The sequence below is a fragment of the Sporosarcina sp. FSL K6-1508 genome (genome assembly GCF_038007465.1).
GTDB lineage: Bacteria > Bacillota > Bacilli > Bacillales_A > Planococcaceae > Sporosarcina > Sporosarcina psychrophila_B.
Genome location: NZ_JBBOXF010000001.1, coordinates 2537463 through 2557158, shown reverse-complemented (window position 1 = coordinate 2557158; position 19696 = coordinate 2537463). Strand labels below are relative to the sequence as shown.

Below are 19696 nucleotides of genomic sequence, written 5' to 3'. Positions count from 1 at the left end.
ACCTTTTTTCATCTATATCTCCAGCAACTCCCGAATATTATCCACGGTGAGTGATGTACTTGTAGTATCTTTCGGGTCAATGATTTCTTCAATCAAATCTCTTTTCTTCTCCTGTAATTCATTCATTTTATCTTCAATCGTTCCACGAGCAACCAGTTTGATGACATGGACGACCCGCTTTTGACCGATGCGATGGGCGCGGTCCGCGGCTTGTTCCTCCACTGCTGGATTCCACCAAAGATCGTACAGTATGACCGTGTCGGCCCCTGTCAAATTGAGACCAGCTCCACCCGCTTTCAATGAAATAAGAAACAAGTCACGCTCTCCTGCGTTGAATCGATTGCATATTTCCAGCCGGTCTTCTGAAGGTGTTTGGCCATCCAAATAGAAAAAAGGGGTTCCGTTCATCGCTAACTCTTTGCCGATAATTCCAAGCATTTTCGTGAATTGCGAAAAGATCAATACCCTTCTTCCTGCGAGCTTCGATTCTTCAATTAGTTGTTTCAGCTGCTCAAACTTCGCCGAACTTCCTTGATAGCCATTCACGAACAATGCCGGGTGGCAACAGATTTGCCGCAACCGGGTCAGTCCGGCGAGGATTTTGATTTTATTCTTTTGGATCGTATTCTTATCCAAGTGCTTTAACGTATCGTGGCGCAGCTTTGCTAAATAGGCGGCATAGATCATCTTCTGGTCAGGAAGCAGATCCGAAGTCTCCATTGACTTAATTTTTTCCGGAAGCTCTGCGAGGACATCTTCTTTCAGCCGCCGCAACAAAAATGGTCGAATGCGACGGGATATCGCTTTCGGTGTGAGTTCACTATATTCACGCAACCCCATGAATAGTTCGGGAAATACGACGTGAAATATGGACCAAAGTTCTTCCACTGAATTTTCAACAGGGGTTCCCGTCAGCGCGAATCGATTGTCAGCATGCAACTTTTTCACTGCGCGTGCTGTTTGAGTGATTGGGTTTTTGAATGCCTGCGCCTCGTCAAAAAAGATCGTCAGAAAGTCTTGTTTCTCAAACCATTGGATATCCCGACGAATCAACTGATAGGAGGTAATTAATACATCTTTGCCTTCTATATCATTCTGCCGCTTCGTCCTTACCTTTTTTGGCCCGTCCATGATTGCCGCATTAATTTCAGGAGTGAATTTTTGAAACTCACTAAGCCAGTTGTACGTTAAAGAAGAGGGACAAACAATTAAGACCCGCCGTTTTTTATCACGAATTTCAGGAAGCACCGACAGGATGAACGCAATGCTCTGCAATGTTTTGCCAAGCCCCATATCATCCGCCAGCACGCCCCCTAAGCCATGGGATGCTAAGGTTTTCATCCACTGGTACCCCTGTTTTTGATAAGTTCGAAGAACCGTTTCCAATTGCGTAGGCACCTCAATTCCCGTACTATCAGGATTAAGGAGGCGTTCAAAAAACTGACGCGCCGATGCTTCTAGTGAGAACATTCCCTCCTCATCGGCACTATCGAGGAAGCGGATTCCGCGTCCTATCGGAACGGTCAAGCCTTTTTCTAGGTCGTCCAGCCCATCAGGAACTTCATTCAAAAAACGTTGGATGTCTTCAAATTCCTTTGTTTCTAATGAAAGGAGGGCTCCATCCCGCAAGCGGTAATACTTCCTTTTTTCCTCCAAAGCTTCAAGGACTTCATGTATTTGCTTGTCCGGTATACCGTCCAACTTAAATTTAAACTCAAGCCAGTTTGTTCGCTCTTCCTTTGATTTTACGCGAATCCGTGGACGGGCATGCCCTCTAAAAATCCGATTCTTGACCGCTGTCGTCGCATATACCCTCACGAGTTTTTGCAATTTCGGAAGGGTATGCTGTAGAAATTCATATTCCAATGCTTCATTGTGCAATAAATAACCTTCATCGTTTTCCGTAAACGAACTTTCTTTCATGAACGCAAGGATGTTTCCTTCCTTCTCCAAGTCACGAACCAGTACCGAGCCCGTCGGCAAATCCCCTTCCGTTAATGGATTAATGACGATATGTTCGTATTGGAACTCCAAACTTGCAAGAAGACGATTATTTACCCGATCGACGTACAGCATGGCTTGCAATGGAGATTTCACGAGTTTGTCCAAAACTATTTCGGCAAGTTGGACTTCACCTATTCTCCGCAACCCCGGGACGACCTTTTCTAGGAAAAAACCGATTTGTTCATTGGATATCGGCAGTTGACGGGCTCCTGAGGTTTCGACCATCTGCTTGAGATCAGCAAGACGTTTGCAATCCTCACTGTCCAGCTGAAACAATTGCCCGTTGCATAGGACGGAATGATAAGCTTGAAGAACAAGAACATAGGCCAATCCGTCAATTTCCAAATAATGCCCCTTGCTTTCCAGCCTGTCAAAACGAAACTTTACGGGCAATGTCCCATTTGAGAGCGGCACGCCGACAATGCGTTTTCCACCATGCTCCGACCTTACTAGTGGTGCAAGGTTCAAAAACGGTAGTAGTCTATCCCAAGATGTGGGTGGGATGAGTAACGTTTGCGGGCTGATTGAGTGGTCGGCTACAGACATCTTTTCCTCTTGATTAATTCGAATGAGCTGTTGGAGAACAGCATCCGCTTCTTGCTGGAAACAATGGAGGTTCGAATCAAACGTAAAAGTTGGCGAAAGGGCAGTAGGTTTTCCTTCATTCACCTGACTCAAAAAGCCCCGGATATGCTGCACGGAAACTGAACCGATTTGTATTTCGATGCCGAGCATATGTCCGCCCTTGACGGCAACAGGCATCCACGTGAAAAGCAGGTCAATCACTTCCCGGTCTTCAAAATGAAGCTGATGCCCACTTGACCTTGTAGGCTTTTCATTAAAAAGGGATAACAGACCGTCAGTCACCGCAGAATCTCCTGAAGGCTCGTCAAGTCGAGAGATGGCATGCATTACCGCGGCGACATGCTGGCATTTGTACGGATAGAAAGGAAGCGATGGACAACTGCACTCCGTCCGAATCCCGTCTTCCCCTTCATCGTCGATTGTGACATGAAAGTTTTCCCTTCCGGCCACGGTCGCTTGACAATGCATGCCGGTATATTGTTCAATCGTCACTTTCCCCGAATGATGAAAGGCTTCGCCTCTTTTAAACGAACTGTTCCCGCACAAGTCCATTATTTGCTTTTGCGTGATTACGACGTCCAACCTCCTTCCCAGAACCACTGAATTCCTAATATACATTTCATTATATCAAACAAACGTTCTTTAGTATGATGCCAATCACCTAAGGCATGATAACAGAAATAACAAGTTAGTATGTAACTATAACTCTTCATTTTTAATTGCAACTTTTCTTTTCTAATTGCATTTCCCCCAAAAGAGGCACACAGAATAGAATTCTGTGTGCCTCTTGATTTTATTTATCCCCGAAGCAAAGCTCCTGCTTCTGTCGTTAATGCGTTCAATACTTTTTCGTGCGCCTTGACGACTTCTTCGTCTGTCAATGTGCGTTCAGGAGCTGCATACGTCAGAGAGAATGCAAGTGATTTCTTGCCATTCTCAACGTTATCCCCTTCATATAGGTCAAACAATCTAACGTCTTTCAACAACTTGCCCCCAGCATGCCGTATAACATTCTCAAGCGTACCTGCTGAAGTTTCGCTCGATACGACAAGTGCGATGTCTCTCGAACTTGACGGGAAACGCGGAACCGGAACGTATACCAATTCATCCGTTTCGACGGAAAGGATTTTAGCAAGATTCATTTCCATGACATAAGTGTTTTTCAAATCACGTTTCTTCTGTTCCGTTGGATGGATTTGACCAATCAAACCTATCCGTTCTCCGTTATGGAATATATTCGCCGTGCGACCCGGGTGCATCCCGTCGAGAACAGCTGTTTCAAATGACAGTTTCTCAACTAGACCAAGACTATCCATCATCCCTTCAACAATCCCTTTTAGAACAAAGAAGTCAACAGATTTCGTTTCGGCTTGCCATGCGTGGTCGATCCATTTTCCTGTAATGACAGCTGCCACATGTTCAACTTCTTGGGGCAGGCCGTCTTCCTCTACTCCAAGGAATACCGAACCTGTTTCATAAAGCGCTACTGAGTCCATACGGCGTGCCACATTGTATGTTGCCGCCTCAAGGAGATGCGGGATAAGGCTTTGACGAAGAATACTGCGCTCTTCACTCATCGGCATCAGGAGCTCTGTTACGGGTGCTGTTTCAAGTGCATAGTTTTGCGCCTGTTCCTTAGATGTTAATGAATATGTCAGTGCCTGGTAGAGGCCTGCACCTTCAAGGAACGCTCTGACTGTTCGACGTTTCGCCTGATATGGCGTCAATCCACCCGGCCTTGATTCGGTTACAGGAAGTGTCATTGGAATCAAGTCGTAACCATACATACGAGCAATTTCTTCGATAATATCCTCTTGGATTCGAAGATCCTGCCTGCGTGTCGGCGCATCTATGATAAGTTTTCCGTTCACAGCTTCTGTTGGGATTTGCAACCCGTCTAAAATAGTTAGCATCTCTTCAAGTGGGATTTTCATGCCAAGACGGTTGTTGATATAATCCGGTGAAACAGTAATTCGTATAGGCGTTTTATCGAGTTCATCAACAATGACAGATCCAGCAAGCACTTCGCCCCCCGCAATTTCAGCCATAAGCTGTGCGGCACGTTCTGCTGCCGCTTCGACTCGATTAGGATCGACTCCTTTTTCAAAACGTGTACTCGCATCACTACGAAGCCCAAGCTCTCTCGAAGTGCGGCGGACAGATCCTGGTGCGAAGTAAGCAGATTCGATGACAACCGTCGTCGTTCCATCATGTACTTCCGTATTTAATCCACCCATTACGCCAGCAATCGCTACAGGTTCTTTACCGTTCGTAATAACAAGTTGATGCGCTTCCAACGTTCGTTCAGTATCATCCAACGTCGTAATTTGTTCACCTTGTTCCGCAAGACGAACAGCGATTTCACCTGTTCCAAGACGGTCATAGTCAAATGCATGAAGCGGCTGACCGTATTCCATCAAGACAAAGTTTGTGATGTCGACAACGTTATTGTGTGGACGTACGCCAGCAGCCATCAAGCGGTTCTGAAGCCATAATGGCGATGCTGCTACTTTAACGTTTTTCACGACTTTCGCTACGTACATCGGATTTTCTTCTTTTGCATCGATACGCAGTTTCAGCATATCTTCGGCTTTTTCATTTGAAGCCGTGTAATTAATTTCAGGGAGCTGGATGCCTTGTGATAAAATCGCTCCAACTTCATACGCAACGCCTATCATGCTGAGTGCATCTGAACGGTTTGGCGTTAAATCGAATTCAAGCACTTGATCATCAAGGTCAAGCAGCGGAAGTGCGGATTCGCCTGGTATAGCTGATTCAGGAAGCACATAGATTCCTTCTGCATATGCTTTTGGTACAAGCTTGCCTTCAATTGCAAGCTCTTGAAGTGAACAGATCATTCCGTTCGATTCCTCACCACGCAGTTTTGCTTTTTTAATCTTCATGCCGCCTGGTAGTACTGCGCCTGGACGTGCAACAATGACTTTTTGACCTTCTGCAACGTTGGGAGCACCACAAATAATTTGTGTGGTTTCTTCTCCAACGTCCACTTGACAAATATTCAACTTATCCGCTTCCGGATGTTTGACACATTCCAACACATAACCTACAACTACGTTCGTCATCCCATGAGAACGGTCGATGATGGAATCGACTTCAATGCCCGAACGTGTAATTTTCTCCGCAAGGTCTGCCGTAGCAATTCCCTCTATATTTACATATTCACTTAACCATTTTGTAGATACTAACATATTTGTCTCCTCCTCAAGCTTCCGTCCGATGGAATTGTGATACGAACCGCACGTCATTTGTATAGAAATGACGGATATCTTCCACACCATATTTCAACATTGCAATTCGTTCAGGTCCCATACCGAAAGCGAAACCTGATACGACAGCAGGGTCATAACCAGCCATTTTCAACACGTTCGGGTGTACCATTCCGGCTCCCAAAATTTCAAGCCAACCGGTTTTTTTACATACGTTACAGCCATCTCCACCACATTTGAAGCATGAAATATCCATTTCAACAGAAGGTTCCGTGAATGGGAAGAAGCTTGGGCGCAAACGAATTTCACGCTCATCGCCGAACATTTTCTTCGCGAATAAAGAAAGTGTACCTTTCAAGTCGCTCATGCGGATATCTTCAGCAATGACAAGACCTTCAATTTGTGTGAACTGATGTGAATGCGTCGCGTCATCACTGTCACGACGGTACACTTTACCTGGACAGATAATCTTAATCGGCGCTCCGCCTTTTGCTTCCATCGTTCGTGCCTGTACAGGTGATGTATGTGTACGAAGAAGAATATCTTCGGATATGTAGAAAGAGTCCTGCATATCACGTGCTGGATGGCCTTTTGGCAAGTTCAGCGCTTCAAAGTTATAATAGTCTTTCTCAACTTCAGGGCCCTCGGCAATTTCATAACCCATGCTAATGAAGAAGTCTTCGATTTCCTCAACAACACGTGTTAGTGGATGGTGATTCCCAGTACGTGCAGGACGTCCCGGTAGTGTCACATCAATTGATTCTTTGGCAAGCTGTTCGTTAATTGCCTGTTCTTCAAGTGTAGCCATACGTTCTTCCAGAACTTCTGTTACCGCTTCACGGATGACATTAACGAGCGCCCCAATCTTAGGACGTTCTTCTGCGGGCAGTTTCCCCATTCCTTTTAGAAGATCGGTAATCGGCCCTTTTTTCCCTAAGTAGGCAACTCGGACTTCATTTAAATCTTTTAAATTTGTCGCTTCTTTAATTTTTGCAAGTGCATGTTCTCTTAATTCTTTCAATTGTTGTTCCATGTCAATTCTCCTTTCAAAATAAACAAAAGTGTAGGGCGCCTGCTTAGACGCGACTAGCACAAGGCTAGCCTGCGAAGTGGCGCTCTTTCGCGCATACAGGAGAGATATAGTTCAATCCCTCCCAATTGGCTTCTGACCTCGAGCCCCTGGTGCCTAAAACTAGACGAAACAAAAACCCCGCCCCTTAAAAAAGGGACGAGGACGATTTCGCGGTACCACCCTGATTACCATACCCGAAGATATGATCACTCAAATCGGAATAACGGTCCGGCACCGGCACACCTTTACAGCTTTCGCTGGTCCTGGCGGCAGCTCACGAGGTGAACTTCGACAACCATTTACCCATCGGCGCTTTCAGTCTTGGCGCGGACTCCCTTTCGGTTCATGTGTTGTTTACTTTTCCCGATCATTGCTTTTTATTTCTGTTCATAACAGTTAGTATACCCGATTATGATTTGTTCATCAACAACATGCTGATTTCAAAGTTTAGAGTACGTGTACAGAAGGATTCCCGTAGCAACGGCCACGTTTAACGATTCCGCTTTTCCGTACATTGGAATCTTGACTGTATTGTCCGCCAACGCAAGCAATTCAGGATTGACACCGCTGCCTTCATTTCCAACGATTAATGCGAATTCAGCTTGCGGCCAGATGTCGGAATGAATCACAGCGTTTTTTAGTCCAGTTCCTAAAACTTGTATACCCGCTTCCTTCGCCTTAACAGTCCATTCAATAAGATCGCCTTTTACAATTGGTATATTGAAATGCGAGCCTTGCGCGGACCTTACTGTTTTCGGGTTAAAGGCATCTGCTGTTCCAATGCCAAGAATAACTGCATCCATTCCGGCAGCATCAGCCGTCCGGATCATCGTACCCACATTACCAGGATCTTGGACAGCGTCAATCATCAATAGTTTCTTCCATGACGCATAGCCCTCTTCCGCCTGCTCCGGCTGACGGCAATGTGCGTAAATGCCTTGCGACTGTCCCGTCTCTGAAATTTCTTTAGCGATCGCTTCTGTTATTTCAATAAGCTTTACGCCCTCAATAGACCATCCTTCGGGAATCTCTACACCGTCCCGAAGGATCAATGATAAAATTGTTTTGTCATTTTTTATTGCTTCTTCGACTAGATGAAAACCTTCGACAAGGAATTCTTTCGACTGATCGCGTTCTTTTCGCGTCGTGACAAGCTTTTTCCAATGTTTCACGAGTGCGTTTTGTGAGGATTCAATGCGTTTCATATGTAAGTTACCGCCTTTTTCTTTTCAGTGTATCAAATGACGGTATAGTTGGCGATATTTGTGTACAAAATGAGTGTGGGAGGTTGATAAAATGGATTTCCAAATACGAGATGCAATAACGGCAAACATGACGAATAATACCGCGGATGATATCCGAAACGTCGTGGAAGATGCCATCAAGCGAGGCGAAGAGCACCTGCTACCAGGACTCGGCGTATTTTTCGAAAAGCTGTGGAACAGTTCAGGAGAACAGGAAAAAACAAAGATGGCCGGAGAGCTAGCACAAGTATTTGCGGCGAGTTGAATTGTGTATGAATTGCGCGGGTGACTGTCACCCGCGCAATTATTGTACGAAAAAGACTTCTTTTTTCACTGGTCTATTCATTTTAAGCCCCTTTCTAAATTCATCAGTTTCCCTCATTCAAACATGGTAACTTGACGCGGTTTTCAGTTTTTAACGAAAAAATCGAAGCCCATCGCTGTCGCAATGCCGAATACAAGCGTCCATAATGCAATGCTAATCGTCATCCAAATGGTCGTATTCACTTTGCTTGCTCCAAATAACAATCCGATAAAAGCTGCAATATGTGTTCCGATTAAAATTGGACCAAGTAGCGCCAATCCTGGCATACCGTATTTATTCCAAATTCGTTTACCTCGTTCCGTCCGCTTCGATTCCCCTGTCCCATCTTTCTTTTTCCTAGCCTCCATCCATTCCTTCACCTTTTGGAATGCAATAATGAGAATCAGCACCGTCAGCATATTACCAACAAACGCAAGAGTCATAACCCAAAATGGGGATAAACCTCTAAGGATTCCAACAGGTATGACGAGTGCAATTTCTAACCATGGAATCGCGGCACCTAGAAACACTAAAAAATATTCAACCATCATTCATCCACCTCCACATATTTCTTGATTTGTGTGTAATAAATTAAATATTGCCCCATCGAAAGAAGCAAAAGACCCATTATCATCCCAATCGTTCCGAGTTGAAGTCCTAAAGACAAACCAGCAAAAAGTGGAATGGACCAAACAAAATAAGTATAGACTTTCTTTGTCGCACGTTTCGTAAACTCTTGAAATAGTTCGTCATCCTCCATATATTCTTGTGGCTTCCATGAGAAAACGTTTATTTTATGATTCGGCATCCGTTTATTGTGCTTAGCAACATTCCAAGTAAATAACGCTAAATAGAAAACGAAAACAAGCAGTACAACTCCCCAAACCACTCCCCATTCCCCTTGAATATTGACCTCCAAGGTCCTATCGCCCACTGTGAAAACTGAAGATAAACCAACCAGCCAAGTGAGCAACATTGCTATAACGATGACTCCCATTTGCCATAATGGATACGTAATTCTCATATCATTCTTCATTGTCATTCATCCCCTTCCAACCAAAATAATTCGTTAATGTCACATTCCAATGCACGTGCCAGTCTCAATGACAGTGTCACAGACGGTGAAAATTCCCCTTTTTCGATAAAGCCAATTGTTTGTCGTGTCACGCCAACGCGTTTAGCCAGTTCAATTTGTGTGAAATCATGTCGTGCCCGCAATTCTTTTAGTCGATTCTTTAACATCGTGACACCTCCTATTCAAAATGTACACTAAACTTAACATTATGTATAGTATTATTAACTCTATGTTAAGTTTAATGTACAAAAAAAGCCCAGGTATCAGAACCTGGACTTTTTAACCTATAGAAGTTTAATTTTAGTAATTGCCCTGAATTTTAATGCGTTTTTTGATCTAGTCTCGACTATCGATTACGTTATGAACGCCATGGAGCCTGTTATGCTCGCCATGGGTATATTTATGACCGCCTCGAAGCCCGTTATGACCACCGTGAGACATATTTATGACCGACACGCGTTACTCACACAAAAACCTGGACTTGTTAACCTATTTTATTACACCAATGAAGCAAGCACCGCTTTTTGCGCATGCAATCGATTCCCAGCCTGTTGGAAAACATAAGAATTCGGACCATCGATAACGGAGGTTGCGACTTCTTCCTCACGGTGTGCTGGCAAGCAATGCAAGAACATATAATCTTTTTTCGCATGAGCAACCAATCCATCATTAATTTGAAACTCTTTGAACACTTCTAGGCGTGCTGCCGTTTCTTCTTCTTGGCCCATACTCGTCCAGACGTCTGTATAAACGACATCTGCATCTGCAACAGCCTCAACTGGATTCGTTGTTTCAAAGACACTTCCACCGTTTTTAACAGCTATCATTTTTGCTTTCACTAGAAGATTCGGATTGTATTCAAACCCTTTCGGTGTTGCAACAGCTACATGCATGCCCATATGTGCAGCGGCAATCACTAGTGAATGCGCCACATTATTGCCATCCCCGACATATGCTAATTTCATTCCCGCTAATGAACCTTTCACTTCCAAAACTGTTAGCAAATCCGCTAACGCCTGACATGGATGAAAGATATCCGTCAAGCCATTGATCACAGGAACCGAGGTATGTTCTGCTAATTCTTTCACCATTTCATGCGAGTTTGCACGAATCATAACGCCATCCAAATACTCAGACAATACATGCCCTGTATCATAAACCGACTCGCCGCGCCCGATCTGCAAGTCGCGCGCATTCATGAACATCGCATGCCCGCCCAGCTGAATCATGCCGACTTCAAACGAGATACGTGTACGCGTTGAATGTTTTTCAAAAATCATTCCGAGCGTTTTCCCGGCCAGCAAGTCCGGCATTTTCCCTAAAGCCATATCTTTTTTCATGTCATTCGCCATATTCAACAAATACGATATCTCACCATGTGTGTAATCTAGAAGGGTCAGTAAGTCTCTTCCTTTCAACCCTTCAGCAATTTTTGTTTTTTCCGTTTCAATCGTCAACATTCCTTCATCCCCTAACGTCTTTTTCAATTGGTATCTCTGATTATATGTATGCATAAATATAAAGTCAAGTGTATTATTATAGATTTATCAGAATAAAAAAACTGCCCAAGCCATTTTTCTAGCTTGAGCAGTTTATTCGTTTTTTTATTCGAATGTAATCTTATTCACTGTGTCACGGTCCAATTTCTTAACGACCTCAACAATCAGTTTCACTGTATTTTCATAATCATCGCGGTGCAGAATGCCTGCATGCGAATGAATATAGCGAGTTGGTATACAGATTGCAAGTGATGGTACACCTTTTCCAGAAAGATGGATGGAGCCTGCATCTGTACCGCCGCCTGGGATTGTTTCAAACTGATAAGGAATACCGTTTTCTTCAGCCGTATCAACAACAAGCTCGCGCAAACCTTTATGCGAAACCATTGAAGCGTCAAAGAGTAGAATTTGTGGACCGTCTCCCATTTTTCCCGTTGCTTCTTTAGATGTGACACCTGGCGTATCGCCTGCTATTCCAACGTCAACTGCAAATCCGATGTCCGGCTGGATTTTCGTTGCAGCTGTACGAGCTCCGCGAAGACCAATTTCTTCTTGTGCAGCTCCAACTCCAAAAACGATGTTCGGGTGTTTTTCATCTTTAAGTGCTTTCATTACGTCAATCGCAATTGCACAGCCGATACGGTTGTCCCACGCTTTTGCAAGCAGGTATTTTTCATTATTCATCACAGTAAATTCGAAATATGGTACAACCATGTCTCCAGGCAGGATGCCCCATTTCATTGCTTCTTCTTTCGAATTTGCACCGACGTCAATGAACATATCCTTAATATCAACTGGTTTTTTACGCGCTTCCGGTGATAGGATATGCGGTGGTTTCGATCCGATGACGCCTGTCACTGTATCGCCTTTGCGTGTAACGATTGTTACGCGTTGTGCAAGCATCACTTGTGACCACCAGCCGCCAACTGTTTGGAATGATAGGAAACCTTTATCGTCAATTTTAGAAATCATGAATCCAACTTCATCCAGATGTCCTGCCAACATAATTTTAGGTCCGTTTTCCTCGCCTGTTTTCTTTGCGATTAATGAACCAAGACCGTCCTGTTCAATTTCATCTGCAAACGGCTCTATGTACTTTTTCATTACTTCGCGTGGTTCACGTTCGTTACCAGGAATTCCTTTTGCATCTGTAAGCTCTTTTAGCATCACTAATGTTTCGTCTAATTTCGTCAATTCCTTCGACCTCCTAAATATGTTGTACAAGAGTAGTATATGCGAAATGAAGATCATTATCAAAACATTTCGGATTTAAAATTATCAGATGAAAACTATCCCTCAATCATTAGAACGATCGAGGGATAGTTTTCAAATTATACAAAGAAACATAATTAACATGATTGTTGTGTTTGTTTCAGAATTGCCTAGGTGACTGTCACCCAGATCCAAGTCGTTTTATAGCAATTCTTTCCGCAAATCTGCAGCGCTTTTCGGCGATAGCAAACCAGGAGCGATATCAAATACTGTTTTTGCACCCGTTTCACCGTTTTGATTTAACCTGTAAGCTGCACGTGCATATGCAACAAGTACGCTTGACGTAAATTCGGGATTGCTATCTAGTTTCAATGAGTACTCCATCACTTGTGCGTTGCCTTCACCTGTCTTGCCGCTGCGAATTACGAAACCGCCATGTGGCATCGCTGAGTGTTCCCTTTTTAATTCCTCCGCCGTAATGAATGTTACTGTCGTGTCATAGTCAGTGAAGTAGTCGGGCATCGTCACGATCGTATTTCTCACGTTTTCTGCGTCAACGCCATCCTCTAAAACTACGTAACATTCGCGGGTATGCTTCTCACGCGTCGTCAATTCAGGCAACGAGCCACCGCGTACTCGGTCAACTGCGTCCGGAACAGGAATCGTATACTGGACGGCACCTTTAACCCCCTCAATTCTTCTGAGCGCATCGGAATGTCCTTGGCTCAATCCTTTGCCCCAAAATGTGTATGTCGCGCCTTCCGATAAAACGGCCTCGCCGTATAAACGGTTGATGGAGAATAAACCCGGATCCCAGCCGACAGAAATGATTGCAGTCTTACCATTCGGTTTTGCAGATGCATCGACCGCTTCAAAATAACCTGGAATTTTGGCATGTGTATCAAAGCTGTCCACCGTGTTGAATAAAGTTGATAGTGCCGGGCCCTGCTCAGGTAGATCATTTTTCGATCCGCCGCAAAGGATGAGTACATCAATTGCATCAGTATATTTTTGAATGTCATCCATCATATGAACGGGTATATTGCCATTCAGCAATTTCACGTCTTCCGGATTTCTTCTTGTAAACACGCCGACCAGTTCCATATCTTTATTTTGACCAATTGCGGATTCAACACCACGTCCCAAATTTCCGTAACCTGCAATTCCAACTCTGATCGTCATCGTTATATTTCCCCTTTCAATCTCTTGCATTCAGTTTCAGCAATTTATGGTATAAGTTTATCTCTTTATTGGTCATTTTTCTATATAACTCGTCTGCTTTCACAAGAAAATCTTCATCAATCGCAACGAACCCATAGCTACCGCCAGTTTGTCTCAGCACAGGAAGGCCTTCGTACTGGAGCGGATAGCCGCTGTCCTCACGAATAAATCCTTTTAACGAGTTCATATATTGCAAAATTTCACTATGCACTTTTTCATTGCCATACATCGATTCTGATGATCTAAAGATAAACGTCGTCGTCTCACCGTATAAACCCGTTCCGCTTGGATCCGCTACATTTTCTGCAATCCATCCAGTAAACTTGCCTTTGACACCTAGACGGTTAATCTTATCAAAAGCTGTACGCAGAATTTTTATTTTCATCAAAGATAAATCTAGCTCTGTCCCCAACTTCCCATTATCAAAATGCATGACCCATCCGGTGGTCGTCATTTCACGTTCTGTTAGGCTTTCCAGCTCGATGAATGGTCCGGATTTTCTGGGTTCGTCACTATACAGTTCTGCGAAAGTGATTTGCAGATCTTCTTGGACCGCTTCCGGCATGTTTACAAGCAATTGCTTTTCGATTGTGAACACTTCATTCATAACTCGTCCAAAATAGAATGGAATCTCTTTTTGAACACTGATTAATGCAGCAGCCAATCTCGATTTCTCGTCATCAATACGGATATTCAGCATAAATGGAATCGTATCCACCCGACCGTCACTCTTCCAAATAATTGCTTCCATCACTATCCTATCAACGGATGATTGCGCATGTTTCACCGTAATACCCGCTTTGATGACTTTCTCCAAATCGAAATGATCGGTTTGAATGAACAATTCAAGGGAAGTATCTGCTTTGATATGCGGGATTAGTGACGCTCCTGCGGCGAATGAATTGTGAACACCCATATATTCAGGTCGCTTCAAATCTACCGCTGGCTTATTTAACAAATCCCTTGCATAAAACGGTTCGTAATAATGCTCCAAGTCAAGCTGAACGAAAATATATTGCTTTTCGATTTCATTGACAATTTCAGTATCGTCTTGCTTTTTAAATAAGTTTTTAAGAAAGCCCACTCACCGTTTCCCCCTTTATCCATTCATATATTTCATTAATCTTATCGTTATCCTTCATTAATTGCCAAAGAATATGTATTGTTCACAATCTGTCCTTTTCCCCTTAGGTCTAAAAAATGCTAAAGTATACTAGGGTATCTATCATTTGAAAAGAGGCTTTAATATGCGCGGTTTTGTTTATCTTATTGTATTTTTCTCGTTTTTTGATTTATTTTCGCAACTGCCCGTGATGAGCCCGTTTGCATTATCACTTGGTGCAACGCCATTTTTGGTCGGACTTGTGGTCGGTATGTATTCATTCTCAAATACAATCGGGAATATCATTTCCGGTTTCATGACTGACAAAAGAGGACCGTTCCTCATACTCGTATTGGGTCTGTTCGCATCAGCGTTATCCCTCTTCTTTTATACAGTCGTATCCGGTCCGATGTCACTGCTTGGTGTCCGATTTGTCCATGGTTTCATGGAAGGCTTGATTGTCCCTGCGGCTTTCACTTTTCTGGCAAACCGTGCAGAAGAATCGAAACGTGGTAAAAGTGTTGCAATTTCAGGTGCATTTGTCGGAATGGCTGCAATTGTTGGTCCGGCGTATGGCGGAATTGTTGCTGCTAAAACAAGCACGCCTTTCATTATGACGGTCAACGGCGGCATCATGATGTTACTGGCAATACTTGCATTCTTCGTTCTTCGTTCGTTTACATATGTGCGAAAACAATCTTCACAAAAAGCGGAAAATTTTCGGGTCATCCACCTATTCCGCCATCCTGGAATGGTCAGAGCATTTGCAGGAGCGTTCTTTTTAATGTTTTCACAGGGTGTACTTGCCCTTGTCCTGCCTTTAAAAGTTGAGTCGCTTGGATTTGATACAAAAACAACCGGTATTTTGCTGAGCACATTCGGTGTAGTCGCAATTCTGATCTTTTTATTGCCGATCAATCGGATATTTGACCGGGTTCGGCCAGTTGTGACACTAGCATTCGGTATATCACTTATGGGAGTGAGTATGTTGTTCCTGAGCCAAATCGAGGAATTGACTAACTTGTATCTAGCAATGGCTATTTATGGTGCAGGATTCGCTTTCCTGTTTCCATCCATCAATTCACTGCTGATCGATTCATCTTCGGCTGAATTCCGCGGGAAAGCATATGGGTACTTTTACGCGTTCTTCTCGATTGGTGTGGTTGCAGGATCAGGTGTGATTGGTCTTCTGAATCTGGACTTCCAAGGGGCTTTCATGTTGACAGGGTTCATCTTGCTGGCAGTCGCACTATATACTCTGATCGGATTGAAGAAAAAAGGGTCTATTGACAAATCATCTTCAGTCGTTTAATGTCAGAGACGAAACGAATAACCCTGTTCGGGAGAGGTTCATAGCGACCCTCTATAAAAAACTATGGATGACGGAATCTACGCCATGTCCATTCGACATGGCTCTTTTTTTCGGCGCCTATGGACCTCCCTGACAAATTATACGGGAGGTTTTTTTAATTGGCTGGAAGAGATGAATCAACATTGACCGACTTAACTTTGCTCGGCAATCAAAACACGAAATACTTGTTCGAGTACAATCCCGACATTTTAGAGGCTGTCGACAATATGCATGTGGAACGCGATTACTTCGTCAAATTCAACTGTCCGGAGTTTACATCACTTTGTCCGATGACGGGCCAACCCGATTTTGCTACGATGTATATCAGTTTCGTGCCGGATAAAAAACTAGTGGAAAGTAAAGCACTTAAATTGTATTTGTTTAGTTTCCGCAATCATGGTGATTTCCATGAAGACTGCGTCAATATTATTATGAATGATTTAATTAACCTGATTGAACCGCGCTATATCGAAGTGTGGGGGAAATTCACTCCACGTGGTGGGTTGTCAATTGACCCTTACTGCAACTACGGCAAACCGGGAACGAAATATGAAGAAATGGCAGAACACCGTATGATGAATCACGATATGTATCCGGAAAAAATTGATAACCGATAAGAAGAGGTGTAGCAACTATGCTTTATTATTTGAATGGGCTTTTCGTCGGATTATTGATTTTGTCCAATATATTGGCAGTGAAATTATTCAGTATCGGCGACTGGATTGTATTGCCGGCCGCTGCACTTATTTATGTTTGCACCTATCCGCTCCTGGATGTCATAACAGAGGCCTACGGAAAAGAAGCCGCTAGAAGAACCGTCCTAACCGGGTTTATTGCACAGCTTTTCGCAATCCTTTTCATCTGGATTGCAATTAAGTTACCTGCAGCACCATTTTACGAACATCAACAATCATTCGAAACGATTTTCAGTGCAGGCTTCCGTGTGACAATCGCGAGTTTGGTTGCTTACCTTATAAGCCAGAACCTCGATGTTGCAATTTTTGATAAACTAAAAAAACGACATGGCACAAAGAAATTATGGATCCGAAATAATGCATCCACGATGGTGAGTCAGCTAGTCGATACGGCGATTTTTATATCGATTGCTTTTTATGGCACAATGCCGCTAGGTGTTTTAATCGGAATGATCTTCAGTCAATATATCTTCAAGTTTATCGTCGCCATTCTGGATACACCAATTGTTTATGCACTTGTTGCAATCTGCAAAAGAACAGAGAGAAAAGAAAAGCTCAACATGGAAAATGTCAGAGCTTAATACAGTGAACGTTTACCCCTCCCTACTTTGTGGAATTAAATAAGTAGGGAGGGGGTTTTCTTATGGATATTTTTACGGTTGGTCATTCTACACATACAAAAGAAGAATTTTTGGAACTGCTAAATGACGCAAAAATAGAGACCCTTGTTGATGTGCGCGCATTTCCCGGAAGTCGAAAATTTCCACACTTCCATAAAGATGAAATGAGCATCTGGTTGCCTCATTCTGGTATCTCATATGTACATAATAAAGAACTTGGCGGCAGAAGAAATAAATCCAAGACAGTGGACGATGAAATAAATGATGGGTGGAATAATCAATCCTTCCATAACTATGCAGACTATTCCCTTGAATGCGAATTTCTAAAAGGGCTTACACAATTGAAGGAGTTAGCCTCAAAAGACAGAGTGGCATATTGTTGTTCAGAGCGCCATCCGGCACGCTGTCATCGTTTATTGATCAGCAATCGGCTTTCGTTGAACGGATGGTCTGTTCTTCATATCCTTGATGGTTCTAAAGGGGTAACTGAAATCGTTGAACATAAACCTGGTCAATGGGGAGCGCAACCTGAATTACGTAAAGATGGATCAGTTGTGTATCCGAACTAAAAAAGAGGCAGACTGCATCCCGATTGGAAATGTAGTCTACCTCCTTTATTCACGATCATTAAACGTTTTGCATCTGGAAATTTTTGATTTCTTCCATGAAAGCTTCTCCATATCTCTCCAACTTTGCAAGCCCTACACCATTGACTTCGAGGAACTCATCATTCGTGATTGGCATCCTTGCCGCCATATCTCGCAATGTTTTATCTGAGAATACGACAAATGGCGGTACACCCGCTTCTTGAGCCAATTTCATACGAAGTGTACGAAGCTGGTCGAATAATGGATCATCGTTCGCAACTTGCACTGTAATAACCGATACTTTTCGGTTGACGGTCACTTTGCCAGTTAGCACATCTTTCCCCTGTTCACTGACGTAAATGGTTGGAAATTGACCATTTTCTACCCCCAAATAACTTTCCGAGATGATGAACTCAATGAAGTCGGAAATATCTTTTGCGCTGCGCCCTTTCATCAAACCATATGTCGTTAATTTATCGAAACCGAATTCAATCACTTTCTTGTTCCGGGAACCTGTTAATACTTGTGCAATCATCGCCTTGCCAAATCGTTGGCCCATTCGTATCACACAGGATAATACTTTTTGAACGTCTTCAGTGACGTCCACACTTTCCCGTGTGTCGGTACAATTGGCACAGCGGCCGCAGTCCACAACATTCGTCTCTCCAAAATACATAATAATGAACTTCTGAAGGCATGTCTCTGTATGACAATAATCAATCATTGACTGCAATTTTTCAAGCTCTGCTGGAATTCTACTTTGGTCTTGCGATTGATCAATTAAGAAACGTTGTGTCTGAACATCTTGTGATGAAAACAGCACTGTACAAGCACTATCCAGCCCGTCACGGCCTGCACGTCCTGCCTCCTGATAATAACTTTCCATGTTTTTCGGCATCTGGTAATGGATGACGTAACGGATGTTGGATTTGTCGATGCCCATGCCAAATGCATTCGTCGCAACCATGACAGCAGCTTCGTCATTTAAAAAGCGGTCTTGTCCAGACTGGCGTTCAATATCCCCCAGTCCCGCATGATATTTCGCAACTTTTACCCCACTTTTTTGAAGGATGTCATGGACAGAATCGACAGCTTTCCGTGTAGCTGCATAAATGATTCCTGCTTCTCCTTCATTTTTTCGCACATACTCTTTCACGAATTTCTCGCGATCCTGACCTTTAACGACGGAAAAAGTAAGATTTGCCCTTTCAAAACCAGTCATTACCGTATTCTCTTCACTGATTCCTAACTGTTTGCAAATATCTTCCCGAACAGCAGGTGTAGCCGTAGCCGTAAGCGCAAGAATAACCGGTTTTTCATCAAATAAAGAAACAATGCTGCTGATATTTCGGTAACTTGGACGGAAATCGTGACCCCATTGCGAAATACAATGTGCCTCGTCGATGGCGACCATTGGAATTGTCATCCTCCGCAACTGATTTTTGAAAGACGGTGAGTCAAGACGTTCCGGTGCCACGTATAGAAGCTGGAATTCGCCTAGAACGGCTCTCTCCATCGTCTCAAAGTATTCCTCTGAAGACAGTGAACTGTTGATGTATGCAGCGGGAATCCCTACTTGATGAAGCGCATCGACCTGGTCTTTCATCAAAGAAATAAGCGGTGAAATAACAAGAACAGTCCCTTCCATCACAAGTGCAGGAACCTGATAACAAACGGATTTTCCGCCTCCGGTCGGCATAACACAAAGCGTATCCTTATTTTGCATAACACCGCGAATTACTTTTTCTTGCCCTGTTCTGAAAGAAGGATACCCAAAATACGTTGTCAATATTGATAAGGCTTTTTCGATTTGGACCATCTCCTTACTAGTAATCAATTTCAAAAGCGAAAGCACCTTAGATGAAAGGTAGCCTTATATCAGGCCCGCGACGCGGTAT

The 19696-nt window shown here is 43.5% G+C and carries 17 protein-coding genes, 1 riboswitch and 1 other annotated feature; of the genes, 5 read left to right on the top strand and 12 right to left on the bottom strand.

The genetic code is table 11. From position 1 onward, the window contains the following. Positions 1-12 precede the first annotated feature (12 nt). The 4 genes from MKZ11_RS12735 to MKZ11_RS12720 form a co-directional block, all read right to left on the bottom strand. Positions 13-3171 (bottom strand): DEAD/DEAH box helicase, encoded by a 3159-nt coding sequence (locus MKZ11_RS12735; RefSeq protein ID WP_340794794.1) that lies wholly within the window; start codon positions 3169-3171, stop codon positions 13-15. Positions 3172-3386: 215 nt separating this feature from the next. After that, positions 3387-5798: a phenylalanine--tRNA ligase subunit beta gene (pheT, locus tag MKZ11_RS12730; protein ID WP_340794793.1), complete on the bottom strand. Its 2412-nt coding sequence runs from the start codon at positions 5796-5798 to the stop codon at positions 3387-3389. A gap of 13 nt (positions 5799-5811) precedes the next feature. After that, positions 5812-6849, bottom strand: coding sequence for a phenylalanine--tRNA ligase subunit alpha (gene pheS / locus MKZ11_RS12725; protein ID WP_340794792.1), 1038 nt, complete (start codon positions 6847-6849; stop codon positions 5812-5814). A gap of 188 nt (positions 6850-7037) precedes the next feature. Then, positions 7038-7268 (bottom strand) — a binding site (T-box leader). A 60-nt stretch (positions 7269-7328) separates the two neighbouring features. Then, positions 7329-8093, bottom strand: coding sequence for a TrmH family RNA methyltransferase (locus MKZ11_RS12720; RefSeq protein ID WP_340794791.1), 765 nt, complete (start codon positions 8091-8093; stop codon positions 7329-7331). A 91-nt stretch (positions 8094-8184) separates the two neighbouring features. Here MKZ11_RS12720 and sspI point away from each other — a divergent pair, with 91 nt between their 5' ends. Next, on the top strand, positions 8185-8397 hold the full coding sequence (gene sspI / locus MKZ11_RS12715) for a small acid-soluble spore protein SspI (protein WP_340794790.1): 213 nt from the start codon (positions 8185-8187) through the stop codon (positions 8395-8397). A 143-nt stretch (positions 8398-8540) separates the two neighbouring features. Here the strand turns inward: sspI and MKZ11_RS12710 are convergent, their stop codons facing one another. The 7 genes from MKZ11_RS12710 to MKZ11_RS12680 all read right to left on the bottom strand — a co-directional run bounded on the left by MKZ11_RS12710 (position 8541) and on the right by MKZ11_RS12680 (position 14527). Then, complete coding sequence (locus MKZ11_RS12710; protein ID WP_340797004.1) at positions 8541-8984, bottom strand: small multi-drug export protein; 444 nt, start codon at positions 8982-8984, stop codon at positions 8541-8543. Then, a complete protein-coding gene (locus tag MKZ11_RS12705) occupies positions 8984-9472 on the bottom strand; it encodes a hypothetical protein (RefSeq protein ID WP_340794789.1) in 489 nt (162 codons plus the stop codon). The genes MKZ11_RS12710 and MKZ11_RS12705 overlap by 1 nt, the downstream gene beginning before the upstream one ends. A gap of 2 nt (positions 9473-9474) precedes the next feature. Beyond that, positions 9475-9678 (bottom strand): helix-turn-helix transcriptional regulator, encoded by a 204-nt coding sequence (locus tag MKZ11_RS12700; protein ID WP_340794788.1) that lies wholly within the window; start codon positions 9676-9678, stop codon positions 9475-9477. Positions 9679-10008: 330 nt separating this feature from the next. Further along, positions 10009-10971 (bottom strand): ornithine carbamoyltransferase, encoded by a 963-nt coding sequence (gene argF, locus MKZ11_RS12695; RefSeq protein ID WP_340797003.1) that lies wholly within the window; start codon positions 10969-10971, stop codon positions 10009-10011. Positions 10972-11115: 144 nt separating this feature from the next. Then, a complete protein-coding gene (locus tag MKZ11_RS12690; protein ID WP_340794787.1) occupies positions 11116-12204 on the bottom strand; it encodes a M42 family metallopeptidase in 1089 nt (362 codons plus the stop codon). A gap of 219 nt (positions 12205-12423) precedes the next feature. After that, positions 12424-13404, bottom strand: a complete 981-nt coding sequence (locus MKZ11_RS12685) for a diaminopimelate dehydrogenase (protein ID WP_340794786.1) — start codon at positions 13402-13404, stop codon at positions 12424-12426. A gap of 16 nt (positions 13405-13420) precedes the next feature. Continuing rightward, a complete protein-coding gene (locus tag MKZ11_RS12680; RefSeq protein WP_340794785.1) occupies positions 13421-14527 on the bottom strand; it encodes a hypothetical protein in 1107 nt (368 codons plus the stop codon). Between the two features lie 163 nt (positions 14528-14690). Between MKZ11_RS12680 and MKZ11_RS12675 the strand changes: the two genes are divergently transcribed. From MKZ11_RS12675 to MKZ11_RS12660, 4 genes are all read left to right on the top strand, one after another. Next, positions 14691-15857, top strand: coding sequence for an MFS transporter (locus MKZ11_RS12675; RefSeq protein WP_340794784.1), 1167 nt, complete (start codon positions 14691-14693; stop codon positions 15855-15857). Between the two features lie 27 nt (positions 15858-15884). After that, a riboswitch (PreQ1 riboswitch) is annotated at positions 15885-15928 on the top strand. A gap of 87 nt (positions 15929-16015) precedes the next feature. Next, on the top strand, positions 16016-16513 hold the full coding sequence (gene queF / locus MKZ11_RS12670) for a preQ(1) synthase (RefSeq protein ID WP_340794783.1): 498 nt from the start codon (positions 16016-16018) through the stop codon (positions 16511-16513). A gap of 17 nt (positions 16514-16530) precedes the next feature. Continuing rightward, entirely contained in the window at positions 16531-17172 is a 642-nt protein-coding gene (locus MKZ11_RS12665) for a queuosine precursor transporter (protein ID WP_340794782.1), read from the top strand. A 62-nt stretch (positions 17173-17234) separates the two neighbouring features. Continuing rightward, complete coding sequence (locus MKZ11_RS12660) at positions 17235-17780, top strand: DUF488 domain-containing protein (RefSeq protein WP_340794781.1); 546 nt, start codon at positions 17235-17237, stop codon at positions 17778-17780. A gap of 58 nt (positions 17781-17838) precedes the next feature. Here MKZ11_RS12660 and recQ read toward each other — a convergent pair whose 3' ends face one another. Beyond that, positions 17839-19617: a DNA helicase RecQ gene (gene recQ / locus MKZ11_RS12655; protein ID WP_340797001.1), complete on the bottom strand. Its 1779-nt coding sequence runs from the start codon at positions 19615-19617 to the stop codon at positions 17839-17841. Between the last annotated feature and the right edge of the window lie 79 nt (positions 19618-19696).